This window comes from Pseudomonas sp. LF020, from assembly GCF_053456425.1.
The window spans coordinates 535,697-553,228 of the sequence record NZ_JBRFIX010000003.1 but is presented as its reverse complement, the minus strand read 5'-3'; the positions used below and the strand labels follow the sequence as shown (position 1 = coordinate 553,228).

17 protein-coding genes and 3 tRNA genes are annotated in these 17,532 nt (G+C 57.6%); 18 read left to right on the top strand and 2 right to left on the bottom strand.

Annotation, left to right across the window (positions count from 1 at the left end; all coding sequences use genetic code 11):
• Positions 1-15 precede the first annotated feature (15 nt).
• Positions 16-420: an MFS transporter gene (locus ACU680_RS10265; protein ID WP_448179367.1), complete on the top strand. Its 405-nt coding sequence runs from the start codon at positions 16-18 to the stop codon at positions 418-420.
• Positions 421-429: 9 nt separating this feature from the next.
• Here the strand turns inward: ACU680_RS10265 and ACU680_RS10260 are convergent, their stop codons facing one another.
• Positions 430-738, bottom strand: a complete 309-nt coding sequence (locus ACU680_RS10260; protein ID WP_003221534.1) for a YhbY family RNA-binding protein — start codon at positions 736-738, stop codon at positions 430-432.
• Between the two features lie 101 nt (positions 739-839).
• Here ACU680_RS10260 and rlmE point away from each other — a divergent pair, with 101 nt between their 5' ends.
• The 16 genes from rlmE to ACU680_RS10180 all read left to right on the top strand — a co-directional run bounded on the left by rlmE (position 840) and on the right by ACU680_RS10180 (position 16,440).
• Positions 840-1,469, top strand: a complete 630-nt coding sequence (rlmE, locus tag ACU680_RS10255) for a 23S rRNA (uridine(2552)-2'-O)-methyltransferase RlmE (protein WP_003221536.1) — start codon at positions 840-842, stop codon at positions 1,467-1,469.
• 202 nt (positions 1,470-1,671) lie between these two features.
• Positions 1,672-3,579, top strand: a complete 1,908-nt coding sequence (gene ftsH / locus ACU680_RS10250; RefSeq protein ID WP_045122149.1) for an ATP-dependent zinc metalloprotease FtsH — start codon at positions 1,672-1,674, stop codon at positions 3,577-3,579.
• A gap of 8 nt (positions 3,580-3,587) precedes the next feature.
• On the top strand, positions 3,588-4,439 hold the full coding sequence (gene folP / locus ACU680_RS10245; RefSeq protein ID WP_448179366.1) for a dihydropteroate synthase: 852 nt from the start codon (positions 3,588-3,590) through the stop codon (positions 4,437-4,439).
• A gap of 16 nt (positions 4,440-4,455) precedes the next feature.
• Positions 4,456-5,793 carry a phosphoglucosamine mutase gene (gene glmM / locus ACU680_RS10240; RefSeq protein WP_448179365.1) on the top strand — a complete coding sequence of 446 codons (1,338 nt, stop codon included), beginning with the start codon at positions 4,456-4,458 and terminating at the stop codon, positions 5,791-5,793.
• Positions 5,794-5,858: 65 nt separating this feature from the next.
• On the top strand, positions 5,859-6,614 hold the full coding sequence (gene tpiA / locus ACU680_RS10235) for a triose-phosphate isomerase (protein ID WP_008088336.1): 756 nt from the start codon (positions 5,859-5,861) through the stop codon (positions 6,612-6,614).
• 4 nt (positions 6,615-6,618) lie between these two features.
• On the top strand, positions 6,619-7,005 hold the full coding sequence (gene secG, locus ACU680_RS10230; RefSeq protein WP_027610782.1) for a preprotein translocase subunit SecG: 387 nt from the start codon (positions 6,619-6,621) through the stop codon (positions 7,003-7,005).
• Positions 7,006-7,027: 22 nt separating this feature from the next.
• A tRNA-Leu gene (locus tag ACU680_RS10225) sits at positions 7,028-7,113 on the top strand.
• Positions 7,114-7,210: 97 nt separating this feature from the next.
• Positions 7,211-7,287 (top strand) — tRNA-Met (locus ACU680_RS10220).
• A gap of 138 nt (positions 7,288-7,425) precedes the next feature.
• Positions 7,426-7,884, top strand: coding sequence for a ribosome maturation factor RimP (rimP, locus tag ACU680_RS10215; protein ID WP_007973115.1), 459 nt, complete (start codon positions 7,426-7,428; stop codon positions 7,882-7,884).
• Between the two features lie 47 nt (positions 7,885-7,931).
• Positions 7,932-9,413, top strand: coding sequence for a transcription termination factor NusA (gene nusA / locus ACU680_RS10210; RefSeq protein ID WP_007961436.1), 1,482 nt, complete (start codon positions 7,932-7,934; stop codon positions 9,411-9,413).
• Positions 9,414-9,440: 27 nt separating this feature from the next.
• Positions 9,441-11,957 (top strand): translation initiation factor IF-2, encoded by a 2,517-nt coding sequence (gene infB, locus ACU680_RS10205; RefSeq protein ID WP_047597927.1) that lies wholly within the window; start codon positions 9,441-9,443, stop codon positions 11,955-11,957.
• Positions 11,958-12,117: 160 nt separating this feature from the next.
• Positions 12,118-12,516 carry a 30S ribosome-binding factor RbfA gene (gene rbfA / locus ACU680_RS10200; protein ID WP_007961438.1) on the top strand — a complete coding sequence of 133 codons (399 nt, stop codon included), beginning with the start codon at positions 12,118-12,120 and terminating at the stop codon, positions 12,514-12,516.
• Positions 12,517-12,520: 4 nt separating this feature from the next.
• Complete coding sequence (truB, locus tag ACU680_RS10195) at positions 12,521-13,438, top strand: tRNA pseudouridine(55) synthase TruB (RefSeq protein ID WP_024011571.1); 918 nt, start codon at positions 12,521-12,523, stop codon at positions 13,436-13,438.
• Positions 13,439-13,553: 115 nt separating this feature from the next.
• Positions 13,554-13,823, top strand: coding sequence for a 30S ribosomal protein S15 (gene rpsO, locus ACU680_RS10190; protein WP_003221553.1), 270 nt, complete (start codon positions 13,554-13,556; stop codon positions 13,821-13,823).
• A gap of 193 nt (positions 13,824-14,016) precedes the next feature.
• Positions 14,017-16,122 (top strand): polyribonucleotide nucleotidyltransferase, encoded by a 2,106-nt coding sequence (pnp, locus tag ACU680_RS10185; RefSeq protein WP_007961443.1) that lies wholly within the window; start codon positions 14,017-14,019, stop codon positions 16,120-16,122.
• A 242-nt stretch (positions 16,123-16,364) separates the two neighbouring features.
• A tRNA-Thr gene (locus ACU680_RS10180) sits at positions 16,365-16,440 on the top strand.
• A gap of 6 nt (positions 16,441-16,446) precedes the next feature.
• Here ACU680_RS10180 and ACU680_RS10175 read toward each other — a convergent pair.
• Complete coding sequence (locus tag ACU680_RS10175) at positions 16,447-16,941, bottom strand: hypothetical protein (protein WP_007961445.1); 495 nt, start codon at positions 16,939-16,941, stop codon at positions 16,447-16,449.
• A 276-nt stretch (positions 16,942-17,217) separates the two neighbouring features.
• Here ACU680_RS10175 and ACU680_RS10170 point away from each other — a divergent pair, with 276 nt between their 5' ends.
• Positions 17,218-17,517, top strand: a complete 300-nt coding sequence (locus ACU680_RS10170) for a DUF6388 family protein (RefSeq protein ID WP_007961446.1) — start codon at positions 17,218-17,220, stop codon at positions 17,515-17,517.
• Positions 17,518-17,532 lie beyond the last annotated feature (15 nt).

Genomic DNA, 17,532 nt, shown 5'->3' with positions numbered 1-17,532 from the left:
CTACGTGCGGGCGCCATGCTTTGGCAACTGACCCAGATGCTGTGGGTCGGCGGCTTCTGGTTGATTCATCTCGGTTTGCGAGCGGTGTTGGGCAAGATTGGCCTGGCCCCGTTGCTGATCGATGAGATTGCCGATGCGTTCGAAATGCCGGTGGTGGGTTTTGCCGCCGCATGCGTGATTTTTCAGGCTTTGGTGCTGGTACAGGCCGATGGCCTTGCCAGTCTATGGCGGGATTTTCGCGGGCAGGTGTTGCTGATGGCGTTGTTTGCGTGTGCGATGTTTGTCGCCGTGCATGTCGGCTGGCCGCAAGCGCAGCGCTGGCAGGAGTTCAGTTTTCTGCTGTTGGGCTTCTCCGGGCTGGTGCTGGTGTTGCAACCGCTGCCGGGATGGAGTGGCAGGGTGCGCGAAGCACACCCTTGACCCCTTTCATCACTTGAAGCGATGAACGTTCGACAGCTGCTTGTTGACGCTGAAGTTCTTGCGATAAACCAGTGCCATCTTGCCGATGACCTGTACCAGGTCAGCCTTGCCGACCTTGCACAGTTCTGCAATGTGCGCCAGGCGCGACTCGCGATCGAGGATATTGAGCTTGATCTTGATCAGCTCGTGATCCGCCAGTGCGCGTTCGAGTTCGGCTAATACACCTTCAGTCAGACCGTTGTCCGCCACCGTCAAAACCGGCTTCAGGTGGTGGCCAATGGATTTGTACTGTTTCTTCTGCTCTGGAGTGAGCGGCATAATCTGACCCTTTCGTCTGGATTCTGTAAAATGGCGGCCATTTTACCCGAGGGTTCGTGGATCCGCCCAATTAATCACGACCCTAATCATCGAGGTGCCCAATGGCGCGTTCCAAGACAAGCCTTGGTTGGCTGAAACGACATGTCAACGATCCTTATGTGAAGCAGGCGCAGAAGGATGGCTACCGTTCGCGTGCGAGTTACAAGCTTCTGGAGATCCAGGAGAAATACAAGCTGATCCGTTCCGGCATGAGCGTTGTCGACCTGGGCGCAGCGCCCGGCGGCTGGTCGCAGGTCACCAGCCGGCTGATCGGAGGCCAGGGGCGTCTGATCGCTTCGGATATCCTGGAAATGGACAGCATTCCGGACGTGACCTTCATTCAAGGAGACTTCACCGAGGACGAAGTGCTCGCGCGGATCCTTGAAGCGGTGGGTAATTCGCAGGTTGACCTTGTGATTTCCGATATGGCCCCCAATATGAGTGGTACGCCTGAAGTGGACATGCCCAAAGCCATGTTCCTTTGTGAGCTGGCGCTTGATCTGGCGGAGCGGATACTCAAACCGGGTGGCAATTTCGTGATCAAGATTTTTCAGGGTGAAGGGTTTGATGTCTACCTGAAGGATGCTCGCAAGAAATTCGACAAGATCCAGATGATCAAGCCGGATTCTTCCCGTGGCAGCTCCCGCGAGCAATATATGCTGGCTTGGGGTTACCGCGGTGGTAACGAGTAAAACGAGGTTTTTTGCCGGGGCGATAGGTTTTTCGTATTTTGCCCCGCGTGCATAAGCGAATATTGTGTAGAAAGTGTTTCACAAAGGGTTACAGACGGCGCCTGCCAGAGTTGTAGGTAATGTAGTAAGTTAGGCCGGTGAATATCATGCGAAGCGCGCGCCAGTAGCGGAGCTTGCTTCAGAGGGTAGTTAATTGAACGATATGGCAAAGAATCTGATCCTGTGGTTGATCATCGCGGCAGTCCTCGTGACGGTGATGAACAACTTCTCCAGCCCTAACGAGCCGCAGACCCTCAACTATTCCGACTTCATCCAGCAGGTCAAGGATGGCAAGGTCGAGCGCGTAGCCGTTGACGGCTATGTAATTACCGGCAAGCGCAATGATGGCGACAGCTTCAAGACCATTCGTCCGGCGATCCAGGACAATGGCCTGATCGGCGATCTGGTCGACAACCATGTTGTGGTCGAAGGCAAGCAACCTGAGCAGCAAAGCATCTGGACCCAGCTCCTGGTGGCCAGCTTTCCGATCCTGGTGATCATCGCGGTGTTCATGTTCTTCATGCGCCAGATGCAGGGCGGTGCCGGCGGCAAGGGCGGGCCGATGAGCTTCGGCAAGAGCAAGGCACGTCTGCTGTCCGAAGATCAGGTGAAAACCACTCTGGCTGACGTCGCCGGTTGTGACGAAGCCAAGGAAGAGGTCGGCGAGCTGGTTGAGTTCCTGCGTGATCCGGGCAAGTTCCAGCGCCTGGGTGGTCGTATTCCTCGCGGCGTATTGATGGTCGGTCCTCCGGGTACCGGTAAAACCTTGCTGGCCAAGGCGATTGCCGGCGAAGCGAAAGTGCCGTTCTTCACTATCTCTGGTTCCGACTTCGTTGAAATGTTCGTGGGTGTTGGTGCAAGCCGCGTTCGCGACATGTTCGAGCAGGCCAAGAAGCACGCGCCGTGCATCATCTTCATCGACGAAATCGACGCCGTCGGTCGCCATCGTGGCGCCGGCATGGGCGGCGGTCACGACGAGCGTGAACAGACTCTCAACCAGTTGCTGGTGGAGATGGATGGCTTTGAAATGAATGACGGCATCATCGTGATCGCTGCCACCAACCGTCCTGACGTACTCGACCCTGCGCTGCTGCGTCCGGGCCGTTTCGACCGCCAGGTTGTTGTAGGTTTGCCGGATATCCGTGGTCGCGAGCAGATCCTCAAGGTCCACATGCGCAAAGTGCCAATGGGTGATGACGTGGCTCCTGCCGTTATCGCGCGTGGTACTCCTGGCTTCTCCGGTGCTGATCTGGCCAACCTGGTCAACGAAGCGTCGCTGTTCGCTGCACGCAGCGGCAAGCGCATCGTCGAAATGAAAGAATTCGAGCTGGCAAAAGACAAGATCATGATGGGCGCCGAGCGCAAATCCATGGTCATGTCCGAGAAAGAGAAGCAGAACACCGCTTATCACGAAGCCGGTCACGCTATTGTCGGTCGCGTCGTACCTGAGCATGATCCGGTGTACAAGGTCTCGATCATTCCTCGTGGACGTGCGCTGGGTGTGACCATGTTCCTGCCGGAAGAGGATCGCTACAGTCTGTCCAAGCGTGCGTTGATCAGTCAGATCTGCTCGCTGTACGGGGGCCGTATTGCTGAAGAAATGACTCTTGGTTTCGACGGTGTGACCACCGGTGCTTCCAACGACATCATGCGTGCCAGTCAGATTGCGCGGAACATGGTGACCAAGTGGGGTCTGTCGGAAAAACTCGGTCCGCTGATGTACGCCGAAGAAGAGGGTGAAGTGTTCCTCGGTCGCGGCGGCGGTGGTCAGGCTGCAAGCTTCTCCGGTGAGACGGCCAAACTGATCGACTCCGAGGTGCGCAGCATCATCGATCAGTGCTACGGCACCGCCAAGCAGATCCTCACGGACAACCGTGACAAGCTGGATGCGATGGCCGATGCGCTGATGAAGTACGAAACCATTGATGCCGAGCAGATCGACGACATCATGGCGGGTCGTACGCCTCGCGAACCGCGTGACTGGACAGGTGGCACGGGTACGCCTCCGCCTCCAGTGATTCAGGATGAGCGTCCGGAAACACCGATCGGCGGTCCGGCTGCTGACGTTTAAGGTTTGAAATGACTTCTGCACAGTCCCTGACCCGGTTGCCTTGCGGCAACCGGGTTCTTGATTTGGCCCGGACGCATGTCATGGGCATTCTCAATGTCACTCCCGATTCCTTTTCCGACGGCGGCCGGTACAACCAGCTCGACGTGGCCTTGCGTCACGCCGAAGCCATGGTGGTTGCAGGCGCGACGTTGATCGACGTCGGTGGCGAATCGACCCGGCCTGGCGCGCGGGCGGTCTCACCGCTGGAGGAGTTGGAGCGCGTAGCTCCGATCGTGGAGCTCATCAATCGCGAGCTGGATGTGGTCATCTCGGTTGATACTTCGACACCTGCGGTGATGCGTGAAACGGCGCGCCTGGGTGCCGGGTTGATCAATGATGTGCGTTCGCTGCGCCGCGATGGCGCCTTGGATGCCGCAGCCGCGACCGGATTGCCGGTCTGTCTGATGCACATGCTCGGCGAGCCGGGTGACATGCAGGACAATCCGCATTATCAGGACGTTACCCGGGAAGTGGGTGAGTTTCTGGTGGAGCGAATGGCTCAATGTGCGGCGGCGGGCATTCCTGCCGAGCGGATCATTCTTGATCCCGGTTTCGGCTTCGCCAAAACCCTGCAGCACAATCTAAGCTTGTTCAAGCATATGGAAGCCCTGCACGCGCTGGGGCGTCCGCTATTGGTCGGTGTCTCACGCAAAAGCATGATTGGCCAGGCGCTGAATCGCCCAGTGGGCGAGCGTCTGCACGGCGGTCTCGCACTGGCGGCATTGGCATCGGTTAAAGGCGCACGTATCTTGCGTGTCCATGATGTGGCGGAAACGGTAGACGTGGTGCGCATGCTCGCAGCCGTGGAATCAGCCGAATAAGAATGATGGAGCACTTATGAGCAAGAAATACTTTGGTACTGACGGTATTCGTGGTCGTGTCGGTGAATATCCGATCACTCCTGACTTCATGCTCAAGCTCGGCTGGGCGGCGGGTATGGCCTTTCGCAAGATGGGCGCCTGCAAGGTGCTGGTCGGCAAGGACACGCGCATCTCTGGCTACATGTTCGAATCGGCGCTTGAAGCAGGCCTGACATCGGCGGGCGCCGATGTGATGTTGCTCGGTCCGATGCCGACGCCGGCGATTGCCTATCTGGCGCGTACGTTCCAGGCCGAAGCCGGGATTGTGATCAGTGCTTCGCACAACCCGCATGACGATAACGGCATCAAGTTTTTCTCCGGCAAGGGCACCAAGCTGCCTGATGAGCTGGAGCTCATGATCGAAGAGCTGCTCGATACTCCGATGACTGTTGTCGAGTCGAGCAAGATCGGCAAGGTGTCGCGCATCAACGACGCCTCCGGCCGCTACATCGAATTCTGTAAAAGCAGCGTGCCGACCGGTACCAGTTTTTCCGGTTTGAAGATCGTTATCGACTGTGCGCACGGTGCTACCTACAAGGTTGCTCCGAGTGTCTTTCGCGAGTTGGGTGCGGAAGTGGTCGTGCTCTCGGCTCAACCCAATGGTCTGAACATCAATGATAATTGCGGTTCGACCCATATGGGTCAGCTGCAAGCTGCCGTTCTCGCTGAGCATGCTGATCTGGGTATCGCCTTTGACGGTGACGGTGATCGGGTGCTGATGGTTGATCATACGGGGGCCATCGTTGATGGCGACGAGTTGCTGTTCATCATTGCCCGGGATCTGCACGGGCGCGGTAAATTGCAGGGCGGCGTAGTCGGCACGCTGATGAGTAACCTCGGTCTGGAGCTCGCTCTGGCAGAACTCTCGATTCCGTTCATTCGCGCCAACGTAGGCGACCGTTACGTGATTGCCGAGCTGCTCGAGCGTAACTGGCTGGTCGGTGGTGAGAACTCGGGGCATATCGTCTGCTTCAATCACACCACCACGGGTGATGCGATCATTGCAGCGCTGCAGGTGCTGATGGCGCTTAAAACCCGAAACGAAGGGTTGGCGCAAACGCGTCAGGCCTTGCGCAAGTGCCCTCAGGTGCTGATCAATGTGCGTTTTGGGGGCGGTGAAAGTCCGCTTGAGCATCCGGCTGTCAAGGAAGCCAGTGCGCGTGTCACCCAGGCAATGGCCGGGCGTGGCCGGGTACTTTTGCGCAAGTCCGGTACAGAGCCTTTGGTGCGCGTGATGGTCGAAGGTGAGGATGAAACTCAGGTTCGCAGCTACGCCGAAGAACTGGCAAAACTGGTAAGTGAAGTTTCTGCCTGATTCGGCTTGCCAGCCATGATTGTGTTGGGTAACATCTGCGCCCACTTTGACCGACGAGGTACAGCATGCGTCGCCCTATGGTAGCTGGTAACTGGAAGATGCACGGTACCCGCGCCAGCGTCGCTGAGCTGATCAACGGCCTTCGTCATCTGGCCTTGCCAAGCGGTGTTGATGTCGCGGTATTCCCGCCTTGCTTGCATATCAATCAAGTGATTGATGGCTTGAAAGGCAAATCGATTTCGGTCGGTGCGCAGAATTCTGCGGTGGAATCCATGCAAGGTGCATTGACCGGTGAGATTGCACCGAGTCAGTTGGTGGATGCAGGTTGTTCCCTGGTGCTTGTCGGGCACTCCGAGCGCCGCCAGATAATGGGCGAGCGAGACGGGATGCTGAATCGCAAGTTCGCAGCGGCACAGGCATGTGGCTTGATTCCGGTGTTGTGTGTAGGGGAGACCCTCGAGCAGCGCGAAGCCGGAAAAACTCTTGAGGTTGTCGGGCGTCAGCTGGGCAGCATCATCGAGGAGCTGGGTGTTGGTGCCTTTGCCAAGGCAGTCATTGCTTACGAGCCTGTCTGGGCCATTGGTACCGGACTGACTGCAACGCCGCAACAGGCTCAGGATGTGCATAAAGCCATTCGCGAGCAGTTGGCGGCAGAGAATTCTGAAGTCGCACGAGGTGTGCGGCTTCTATACGGCGGCAGCGTGAAGGCGGCCAATGCGGTCGAACTGTTCGGCATGCCGGATATCGATGGGGGGCTCATTGGTGGAGCTTCCCTGAATGCAGATGAGTTCGGTGCGATTTGTCGCGCCGCGGGAAACTGAAAAAATGCTGGAAACAGTCGTAGTCGTTTTTCATCTGCTGGGTGCATTGGGCGTAGTTGCTCTGGTTTTGCTGCAGCAGGGTAAAGGTGCGGACGCTGGCGCGTCTTTCGGAGCAGGTGCTTCAAATACTGTGTTCGGAAGCCAAGGTTCCTCTACCTTTCTTAGTAAGTTTACTGCTATACTTGCCGCCGGTTTCTTCATAACCAGCTTGGGGTTAGGTTACTTTGCTAAAGAGAAGGCTCATCAGCTGACTCAAGCAGGTTTGCCAGATCCAGCAGTGTTGGAAGTACCTAAGCAACAACAACCGGCTTCTGATGATGTCCCGGTGCTTCAAGAGCAAAAGTCGGCTACTCCAGCGACTGACGTACCTCCAGCTCAAGAGCAGAAGTAAGAAGGGTTTCAAACGTAGTTTTGCCGAGGTGGTGGAATTGGTAGACACGCAACCTTGAGGTGGTTGTGCCCATAGGGTGTAGGGGTTCGAGTCCCCTTCTCGGTACCAATTAGTCAGGAGAGCCCGCTGTTGCGGGCTTTCTTGCAGGTGGAAGGTTACATTGACCCTATAAGGGATCGGTCGTATACTTCCGCCCCAGCTTTGTCGCGGGGTGGAGCAGTCTGGTAGCTCGTCGGGCTCATAACCCGAAGGTCGTCGGTTCAAATCCGGCCCCCGCAACCAGTTTAAGGAGCCCCTTTTCAGGGGCTTTTTGTTAGCTGGACACTTTCTACGCCGATGTTCGACGGCGTTTCAAGGATGGGCGTTTCGCCCATTTTTTTATTTTGCAGCGCATGCATTTACATGCACGAGGGGGTTCAGGTGTCGAGCAAGCTAGAAGAGTTGCAGGCCTTGTTGGCCCCGGTGGTCGTGGCCCTAGGCTATGAATGCTGGGGTATCGAGTTTTCGGCTCAGGGTCGTCACTCGATGTTGCGCGTTTATATCGATAAAGAGGGTGGCGTGCTGGTGGACGATTGCGCCATTGTCAGCCGTCAGATCAGCGGTGTTCTGGATGTTGAAGATCCGATCTCCGTTGAATACACCCTCGAAGTTTCCTCGCCTGGCATGGAACGCCCACTGTTCACTCTTGAGCAGTTTGCAAAATTTGCCGGTGAACAAGTGAAGATCAAGCTGCGCTCGCCTTTTGAAGGTCGACGCAACTTTCAGGGCCTTCTGCGCGGTGTAGAAGAACAGGATGTCGTGGTGCAGGTAGAAGACCATGAATTCCTGTTGCCGATCGATATGATCGACAAGGCCAACATTATTCCCAGTTTTGACTGAGACGCGGATCCCGCGGATCCAATGGCTTGCGAAAGGCGAGGCGTACGATGAGCAAAGAAGTACTGCTGGTTGTTGAGTCGGTATCCAATGAAAAGGGCGTACCGGCAAGCGTGATTTTTGAAGCGCTGGAGCTGGCTCTGGCCACTGCTACCAAAAAGCGTTTTGAAGACGAAGTTGACCTGCGTGTGGAAATCAACCGCCACACCGGTTCCTACGAGACTTTCCGTCGCTGGACAGTCGTCGAAGAGAATGATCTCGACGATCCTGCGATCGAAACCTGGCCAAGCAAGGTTGCCGAAACGCATCCGGGCGCCAAGGTCGGCGACGTCGTCGAAGAAAAGATCGAATCCATCGAGTTCGGCCGCATTGCTGCACAGACCGCCAAACAGGTCATCGTGCAGAAAGTGCGTGAAGCCGAGCGCGCTCAAGTGGTCGACGCCTATCGCGAGCGCCTGGGAGAAATCATCTCCGGCACCGTGAAGAAAGTCACTCGCGACAACGTGATCGTCGATCTGGGCAATAACGCGGAAGCGTTGCTGGCCCGTGAAGACATCATTCCTCGCGAAACCTTCCGTGTCGGTGTGCGCCTGCGTGCACTGCTCAAGGAAATCCGCACCGAGAACCGCGGTCCGCAGCTGATCCTGTCGCGTACCGCGCCGGAAATGCTGATCGAGCTGTTCCGTATCGAAGTGCCGGAAATCGCTGAAGGCCTGATCGAAGTCATGGCGGCGTCCCGTGATCCGGGTTCGCGTGCCAAGATCGCTGTCCGTTCCAAGGACAAACGCATCGACCCGCAGGGCGCGTGCATCGGTATGCGCGGTTCGCGCGTCCAGGCCGTGTCGGGCGAGTTGGGTGGCGAGCGTGTCGACATCGTCCTGTGGGACGATAACCCGGCGCAGTTCGTGATCAATGCCATGTCGCCGGCAGAAGTGGCGGCCATTATCGTTGACGAAGATGCCCATGCAATGGACATCGCCGTTGGCGCAGACAATCTGGCTCAGGCCATCGGTCGGGGTGGTCAGAACGTGCGTCTGGCGAGCCAGTTGACTGGCTGGACCCTGAACGTGATGACCGAATCGGACATCCAGGCTAAGCAGCAAGCAGAAACCGGCGACATCCTGCGCAACTTCATCGACGAGCTGGAAGTCGACGAAGAACTGGCTCAGGTGCTGGTAGATGAAGGCTTTACCAGCCTGGAAGAGATTGCCTACGTACCGTTGGAAGAAATGCTCAACATCGACGGCTTTGACGAAGATATCGTCAACGAGCTTCGCGCTCGTGCCAAGGATCGTTTGTTGACCAAAGCCATCGCTACTGAGGAAAAGCTGGCAGACGCCCATCCGGCCGAAGACCTGCTCTCGCTTGAGGGTATGGACAAGGATTTGGCGATGGAACTGGCGGTGCGCGGCGTAATTACCCGCGAAGACCTGGCCGAGCAGTCTATTGACGACCTGCTCGACATCGACGGCATTGACGATGATCGTGCCGGCAAGTTGATCATGGCCGCCCGAGCCCACTGGTTCGAGTAATTAGGCGCGGCCTGAGGAGAGAAGTGCATGACGCAAGTCACGGTGAAACAACTGGCCGATGAGGTCAAAACACCGGTAGAGCGCCTGTTGCAGCAGATGCGTGAGGCAGGTCTGCCGCACACCGCCGCCGAAGAAAATGTGACTGACAGTGAGAAGCAATCCCTGCTGACTCACTTGAAGAGCAGCCACAAGGCGAAAGTGGAAGAACCACGCAAGATCACGCTGCAGCGTAAAACCACCAGCACCCTGCGTGTGGCTGGTAGCAAGAGCATCAGCGTTGAAGTTCGCAAAAAGAAAGTTTTCGTACAGCGCAGCCCGGAAGAAATCGAAGCCGAGCGCAAGCGTGAACTGGAAGAGCGTCGCGCAGTAGAAAATGCTGCTCGTCAGAAGGCTGAAGAAGAAGCCAAGCAGCGCGCTGAAGAAGAAGCGCGTCGCCAGCCTGCTGCTGCGCCGTCCGCTCCTGCCGAAGCTGTTGCAGCACCTGCGCCAGTTGCGGAACCTGTGCGCGACGCCGCGCCGGTTGCTGCTGCGCCAGCTGCCGACACTCGCAAGCGTGACGAACAGCGCCGCCCGGACAAGCCACGTGCCGACGATAACAATCGTCGCGGTGGTGGCGATGGCGAGCGCAAAAACGCTCCGCATCGCGCATCGGTCAAAGAAAAAGCGCCGGCTCCACGTGTGGCGCCACGCACTACCGACGAAGAAAGCGATGGCTTCCGTCGTGGTGGTCGCGGCAAGGCCAAGCTGAAGAAACGCAACGCTCACGGTTTCCAGAACCCTACCGGTCCTGTCGTGCGTGAAGTGAAGATCGGCGAGACCATCACTGTTGGCGATCTCGCCCAGCAGATGTCGGTCAAGGCTGCTGAAATCATCAAGTTCATGTTCAAACTGGGCACTCCAGCGACCATCAACCAGGTACTCGATCAGGAAACTGCTCAACTGGTAGCTGAAGAGCTGGGCCACAAAGTGACCCTGGTCAGTGACACCGCCCTGGAAGATTCCCTGGCCGAGTCCCTGAAGTTTGAAGGTGAGGCAGTTTCCCGTGCACCCGTCGTGACCGTCATGGGCCACGTTGACCACGGTAAGACTTCCCTGCTCGACTACATCCGTCGTGCCAAGGTAGCCGCGGGCGAAGCCGGCGGTATCACTCAGCACATCGGTGCGTACCACGTTGAAACCGACCGCGGCATGGTGACGTTCCTCGACACCCCGGGTCACGCTGCGTTTACCGCAATGCGTGCCCGTGGTGCCAAGGCGACCGACATCGTGATCCTGGTGGTTGCGGCGGACGACGGCGTGATGCCGCAAACCATCGAAGCTGTTCAGCACGCTCAGGCGGCTGGCGTTCCTCTGGTGGTTGCGGTGAACAAGATCGACAAGCCAGGTGCTGACCTCGATCGCATCCGTAGCGAACTGTCGGTTCACGGCGTGACTTCCGAAGAGTGGGGTGGCGACACTCCATTCGTACCGGTCTCGGCGAAAATGGGTACCGGCGTTGACGAGCTGCTCGAAGCGGTTCTGCTGCAGGCCGAAGTACTCGAACTGACCGCCACGCCATCGGCTCCTGGCCGTGGCGTAGTCGTCGAATCGCGTCTGGACAAGGGCCGTGGCCCGGTGGCCACTGTTCTGGTTCAGGACGGTACGCTGCGTCAAGGCGACATGGTGCTGGTCGGCTCGAACTATGGCCGCGTGCGCGCCATGCTCGACGAGAACGGCAAGCCGATCAAGGAAGCAGGTCCGGCCATTCCGGTCGAGATCCTGGGTCTTGACGGTACGCCGGACGCTGGCGACGAGATGAGCGTGGTTGCCGACGAGAAGAAAGCCCGTGAAGTGGCTCTGTTCCGTCAAGGCAAGTTCCGCGAAGTCAAACTGGCTCGCGCTCACGCCGGCAAGCTGGAAAACATCTTCGAAAACATGGGCCAGGAAGAGAAGAAGACGCTCAACATCGTCCTCAAATCCGACGTCCGTGGTTCGCTGGAAGCTTTGCAGGGCGCTCTGAACGGCCTGGGCAACGACGAAGTGCAAGTGCGCGTAGTCGGTGGCGGTGTCGGTGGTATCACCGAATCCGACGCCAACCTGGCACTGGCTTCCAACGCTGTACTGTTCGGCTTCAACGTGCGTGCCGATGCCGGTGCACGGAAGATCGTCGAGCAGGAAGGTCTGGACATGCGTTACTACAACGTGATCTACGACATCATCGAAGACGTCAAGAAAGCCCTGACCGGCATGCTCGGCAGCGATGTTCGCGAGAACATCCTGGGCGTGGCCGAAGTGCGCGACGTGTTCCGTTCGCCGAAGTTTGGCGCGATCGCCGGTTGCATGGTGATCGAAGGTGTTGTGCACCGTAACCGTCCGATCCGTGTACTGCGTGAAGACATCGTTATCTTCGAAGGCGAGCTGGAATCCCTGCGCCGCTTCAAGGATGACGCTTCCGAAGTACGTGCCGGCATGGAATGCGGTATCGGCGTGAAGAGCTACAACGACGTCAAAGTCGGTGACAAGATCGAAGTCTTCGAGAAGGTTCAGGTTGCTCGCAGCCTCTGACTCGCGCACTTCAAGGGCCACGCCGAGCCGCCGCATGCAGATGCGCGTCACGGCGTCAGGACTCTAAACGCAACGCCCGGTCTGGCATTTGTCAGGCCGGGCGTTTGCCGCTTTCAGACCTTGCGGGTTTCACCGTGGGGCAGTAACAGGTAACAAAATCATGGCAAAAGAATACAGCCGTACCCAACGTATCGGCGATCAGATGCAGCGTGAGCTGGCCCAACTGATCCGTCGTGAAGTCAAAGACCCGCGTGTTGGTCTGGTCACCATTACCGCAGTGGAAGTCAGCCGTGACGTCGGTCACGCGAAGATCTTCATCACCGTGATGGGGCAGGACAACGCAGAAGACATCGCGCAAAGCATCAAGGTGCTCAACGCTGCCGCAGGTTTCCTGCGCATGCAGCTGGCCCGTGAAATGAAGCTGCGCAGCGTGCCGCAATTGCACTTCCACTACGACGAAAGCGTCGTGCGTGGCGCGCATTTGTCGGCCCTGATCGAGCGCGCCGTGGCTGAGGACAATCAGCACGTGGCCGCTGCACCTGAAGACACCAAGGAGTAACTCGGTGGCTCAGGTCAAACGTATCCGTCGTAACGTCAGCGGTATCATCCTGCTCGACAAACCGCTGGGGTTCACCTCCAACGCCGCGTTGCAGAAGGTTCGCTGGTTGCTCAACGCCGAAAAGGCCGGTCACACCGGCAGTCTCGACCCGCTGGCCACCGGTGTCTTGCCGTTGTGCTTTGGCGAGGCAACGAAGTTTTCGCAATACCTGCTCGATTCCGACAAGGGTTACGAAACCCTGGCGCAACTGGGCAAGACCACCACCACGGCGGACGCCGAGGGTGAGGTTTTGCAGGAGCGCCCGGTGACCGTTGGTCGCGCCGATGTCGAAGCGGTTCTGCCGAAATTTCGTGGGCAAATCAGTCAGATACCGCCGATGTACTCGGCACTCAAGCGTGACGGGCAGCCGCTGTACAAGCTGGCCCGTGCAGGCGAAGTAGTGGAGCGCGAACCGCGTTCTGTTACTATTGCGCGCTTGGAATTGCTGGCCTTCGAAGGCGATACTGCGCGTCTTGCGGTGGATTGCAGCAAGGGCACCTATATTCGCACCCTGGTGGAGGATATCGGTGAGCAACTCGGTTGTGGTGCGTACGTCGCAGAACTGCGTCGTACCCAGGCCGGGCCTTTCACCCTGGCGCAGACAGTGACCCTCGAAGAGCTGGAAGCGGTACATGCCGAAGGCGGCAACGAAGCGGTCGACCGCTTCCTGATGCCATCGGACAGCGGCCTGCAGGATTGGCCGCTGCTGCACTTCTCCGAAGCGAGTGCGTTCTACTGGCTCAACGGCCAGCCGGTACGTGCCCCGGATGCTCCGAAGTTCGGCATGGTACGGGTACAGGATCACAATGGTCGCTTCATCGGTATTGGTGAAGTGAGCGAAGACGGGCGCATCGCGCCGCGTCGACTGATTCGGTCAGAATGACCGAACGAGTGTGGCTGTTAACAGGCACGGTCACTACTCATTTATAGATACAGGGATTTGTCCCTGGCCTGTTGAAACTGTTTTTGAAACAGTTTCCTGATAAAAGGATTGCCTCATGGCTCTCGACGTTCAAGAAAAAGCTCAAATCGTTGCCGACTACCAGCAAGCTGTTGGTGATACTGGTTCGCCAGAAGTGCAAGTTGCACTGCTGACCGCCAACATCAACAAACTGCAAGGTCACTTCAAGGCCAACGGTAAAGACCACCACTCCCGTCGTGGTCTGATCCGCATGGTAAACCAGCGTCGCAAGCTGCTGGACTACCTGAAAGGCAAAGATCTGAGCCGTTACAGCGCTCTGATCGGCCGCCTGGGTCTGCGTCGCTAATCAGCGATTGCGCTATGAGGTTGGTTGTCTGTCAGGCATCAGCGGTTTTCCGCTGGTGGCTGGCAGGCTCCCAGCCTCAAGTTTTATCTGCACTACCGTTTTACCCGGACAGTCAGCGGGCCGATTCCCGACATTGCCCAAGAATTTCGCAAGAAACCAGTTCCCCCAAGAGCCACAAAGAAGGTAGGACACCGTGAACCCGGTAATCAAAAAATTCCAGTTCGGTCAGTCGACCGTTACCCTCGAGACCGGCCGTATCGCCCGTCAGGCCTCCGGCGCAGTATTGGTCACCGTTGACGACGACGTCAGCGTATTGGTGACCGTAGTCGGTGCCAAGCAAGCCGATCCAGGCAAGGGCTTCTTCCCTCTGTCCGTTCACTACCAGGAAAAGACTTACGCTGCCGGTAAGATCCCTGGCGGTTTCTTCAAGCGTGAAGGCCGTCCTTCCGAGAAAGAAACCCTGACTTCCCGACTGATCGACCGTCCGATCCGTCCGCTGTTCCCGGAAGGCTTCATGAACGAAGTGCAGGTTGTCTGCACCGTCGTTTCCACCAGCAAGAAGACCGATCCGGACATCGCTGCGATGATCGGTACCTCGGCTGCCCTGGCCATTTCGGGCATTCCGTTCGACGGCCCGATCGGCGCCGCTCGCGTCGCTTTCCACGAAAGCACCGGCTACCTGCTGAACCCGACCTACGAGCAGCAAGCTGCCTCGAGCCTGGACATGGTGGTTGCCGGTACTTCCGACGCCGTACTGATGGTTGAATCGGAAGCCAAAGAGCTGACCGAAGACCAGATGCTGGGCGCGGTACTGTTCGCTCACGACGAGTTCCAGGTGGTGATCAACGCCGTCAAAGAACTGGCCGCTGAAGCTGCCAAGCCAACCTGGACCTGGGCGCCTGCTCCAGAAGCCACCGAACTGCTGGGCGCGATCCGTGCCGAGTTCGGCGAAGCGATCTCCCAGGCTTACACCATCACCGTCAAGGCTGACCGCTACGCACGTCTGGGCGAGCTGAAAGACCAGGTCGTTGCCAAGCTGTCCGGCGAAGAAGGCCAACCTTCGGCTGCCGACGTCAAAGCCGCTTTCGGCGAAATCGAATACCGCACCGTTCGCGAAAACATCGTTAACGGCAAGCCACGTATCGACGGCCGAGACACCCGCACCGTACGTCCGCTGAACATCGAAGTCGGCGTTCTGCCGAAGACTCACGGTTCGGCGCTGTTCACCCGTGGTGAAACCCAGGCTCTGGTAGTCGCGACGCTGGGTACTGCCCGTGACGCACAGCTGCTGGACACCCTGGAAGGCGAGAAAAAAGACCCGTTCATGCTGCACTACAACTTCCCTCCGTTCTCGGTGGGCGAGTGTGGTCGCATGGGTGGCGCTGGTCGTCGTGAAATCGGTCACGGCCGTCTGGCCCGTCGTTCGGTTTCGGCCATGCTGCCGGCCGCTGACGTGTTCCCGTACACCATCCGTGTGGTTTCGGAAATCACCGAGTCCAACGGTTCGAGCTCGATGGCTTCCGTTTGCGGCGCTTCCCTGGCCCTGATGGACGCTGGTGTTCCAATGAAGGCGCCGGTTGCCGGTATCGCCATGGGTCTGGTTAAAGAAGGCGAGAAATTCGCCGTCCTGACCGACATCCTGGGTGACGAAGACCACCTGGGCGACATGGACTTCAAGGTAGCCGGTACCGCCAAAGGCGTTACTGCGCTGCAGATGGACATCAAGATCAAGGGCATCACCGAAGAAATCATGGAAATCGCTCTGGGCCAAGCCCTGGAAGCGCGCCTGAACATCCTCGGCCAGATGAACCAGATCATCGGCCAGTCGCGTACCGAACTGTCGGCCAACGCTCCGACCATGATCGCGATGAAGATCGACACCGACAAGATCCGTGACGTTATCGGTAAAGGTGGCGCGACCATCCGTGCGATCTGCGAAGAAACCAAGGCTTCGATCGACATCGAAGACGACGGTTCGATCAAGATCTTCGGCGAAACCAAGGATGCCGCAGAAGCTGCTCGTCAGCGCGTTCTGAGCATCACTGCAGAAGCTGAGATCGGCAAGATCTACGTCGGCAAGGTTGAACGCATCGTCGACTTCGGCGCATTCGTCAACATCCTGCCGGGCAAGGACGGTCTGGTACACATCTCGATGCTGAGCGACGCTCGCGTAGAGAAAGTGACCGACATCCTGAAAGAAGGCCAGGAAGTGGAAGTGCTGGTACTGGACGTGGACAACCGCGGCCGTATCAAGCTGTCCATCAAAGACGTGGCAGCAGCCAAGGCTTCGGGCGTTTAATCACCCCACAGCTTTAGCGCAATGAAAATGCCCCGCCGTGAAAACGGCGGGGCATTTTTTTGTCTGCCATAAACGCATTTGTGGCGAGGGAGCTTGCTCCCGCTCGGCTGCGCAGCAGCCGTAAAAAACATCAGCCTCAGATAGCTTGGGGTCGCTGCGCAACCCAGCGGGAGCAAGTGATAATCAGCAGAAACACGCTCAAATTTGCCGCAGCCCGAGACCGGTGCTAGGTTTAGCCCACCGCCCGTGTAGCTCAGCCGGTAGAGCAGCGCACTCGTAACGCGAAGGTCGCAGGTTCGATTCCTGTCTCGGGCACCACTTCCCTTATTTCACCTTGCGGCTCAGATCCTCGACGGTACGTTTGAGCTGATCCATTGCGCGATCCTGATCATTGATTTTCTGCTTCAGGCTGGAAATCTCGCTGCTGGCGGAATTCGAGCTCGAGCCGCTGTTGCGCTTGAGGTCTTCGACCTGGCGTCCGAGGGTGTCCAGTTGCCGTTCCTGATCCTTGACCTTGCTCTTCAGGTCATCGATTTCCTTGCTGCTGGAGTTCGAACTCGAACCGCTGCTGCGTTTGAGTTCTTCAATCTGGCGTGACTGATCGCGGACGGTATCGCGGATCTTTTGCAGTTCGTCGATGCTGATATCGCTTTCGATCACAACATTCTTGCCGTAGTCATTGTGAATCAGCGAAACCTTGTCGCCATAGGATGAGCTGCTGTTGCTCAATTCAAGCGCCATGGCGCTGGCCGGCAACAGCATGGCGGCGAGCAGGGTACTGGCAGACGCAACGGTACAAATCTTCGAAAAGCTGCGCATCACGGTTTTTCCTTGTGGACAGCGAGGGTGAGTGCCGTTATGGCACATCGCTATGACTCGAAAACCGTATTTATGTTCCGCAGGTCAACTTTTTGTGCGAGAGATGTAAAGAGCCGTGTAATTCGTCATGCAAACGTCCTATATTCGGTGCCTGCATGAGCATCGCTTAGCAGTTTTCAGATGATCCCGAATGGTTCCGAAGGCCGGACAATCCGCGTCAGAGAGATCCTTGATGATCCAGATCCATCCTCCATTCTTACGATCAGCGAGAACGCCATGACCGAATTAACTCAAGAGCAACGACACGAACAAGCGCTGGCAAAGTACATTCTGGACGTACCGGACTTGAAAGAAGAGATCAAGGACCTGAGCCCTGATGATCAGAAAGACCAGATCCAGTGGGCGTTCGAGGACGAAGCCGAAGCCCAGGGCTTGCAGCCGTGGGAGCTGACGCTCAAGTACACCAGCACCCCGGAGGAGTTCGAGGCCAAGCGTCTGGAGCTGCACAAAGAGGCGGCCGAAGTATTGGGTGTCGACTGGGAAGAGTACTGCGAGATGAACAATCTGGTGGTCTGAAACAAAAACGCCAGC

Excerpts from the sequence above, each read along its gene's own strand:
- infB (WP_047597927.1), top strand. The coding sequence starts at position 9,441 with ATGACGCAAGTCACGGTGAAACAACTGGCCGATGAGGTCAAAACACCG.
- tpiA (WP_008088336.1), top strand. The coding sequence starts at position 5,859 with ATGCGTCGCCCTATGGTAGCTGGTAACTGGAAGATGCACGGTACCCGC.
- rbfA (WP_007961438.1), top strand. The coding sequence starts at position 12,118 with ATGGCAAAAGAATACAGCCGTACCCAACGTATCGGCGATCAGATGCAG.
- secG (WP_027610782.1), top strand. The coding sequence starts at position 6,619 with ATGCTGGAAACAGTCGTAGTCGTTTTTCATCTGCTGGGTGCATTGGGC.
- ACU680_RS10260 (WP_003221534.1), bottom strand. The coding sequence starts at position 738 with ATGCCGCTCACTCCAGAGCAGAAGAAACAGTACAAATCCATTGGCCAC.
- ACU680_RS10170 (WP_007961446.1), top strand. The coding sequence starts at position 17,218 with ATGACCGAATTAACTCAAGAGCAACGACACGAACAAGCGCTGGCAAAG.
- ACU680_RS10265 (WP_448179367.1), top strand. The coding sequence starts at position 16 with ATGCTTTGGCAACTGACCCAGATGCTGTGGGTCGGCGGCTTCTGGTTG.
- ACU680_RS10175 (WP_007961445.1), bottom strand. The coding sequence starts at position 16,941 with ATGCGCAGCTTTTCGAAGATTTGTACCGTTGCGTCTGCCAGTACCCTG.
- nusA (WP_007961436.1), top strand. The coding sequence starts at position 7,932 with ATGAGCAAAGAAGTACTGCTGGTTGTTGAGTCGGTATCCAATGAAAAG.
- folP (WP_448179366.1), top strand. The coding sequence starts at position 3,588 with ATGACTTCTGCACAGTCCCTGACCCGGTTGCCTTGCGGCAACCGGGTT.
- ftsH (WP_045122149.1), top strand. The coding sequence starts at position 1,672 with ATGGCAAAGAATCTGATCCTGTGGTTGATCATCGCGGCAGTCCTCGTG.
- rpsO (WP_003221553.1), top strand. The coding sequence starts at position 13,554 with ATGGCTCTCGACGTTCAAGAAAAAGCTCAAATCGTTGCCGACTACCAG.
- rlmE (WP_003221536.1), top strand. The coding sequence starts at position 840 with ATGGCGCGTTCCAAGACAAGCCTTGGTTGGCTGAAACGACATGTCAAC.
- glmM (WP_448179365.1), top strand. The coding sequence starts at position 4,456 with ATGAGCAAGAAATACTTTGGTACTGACGGTATTCGTGGTCGTGTCGGT.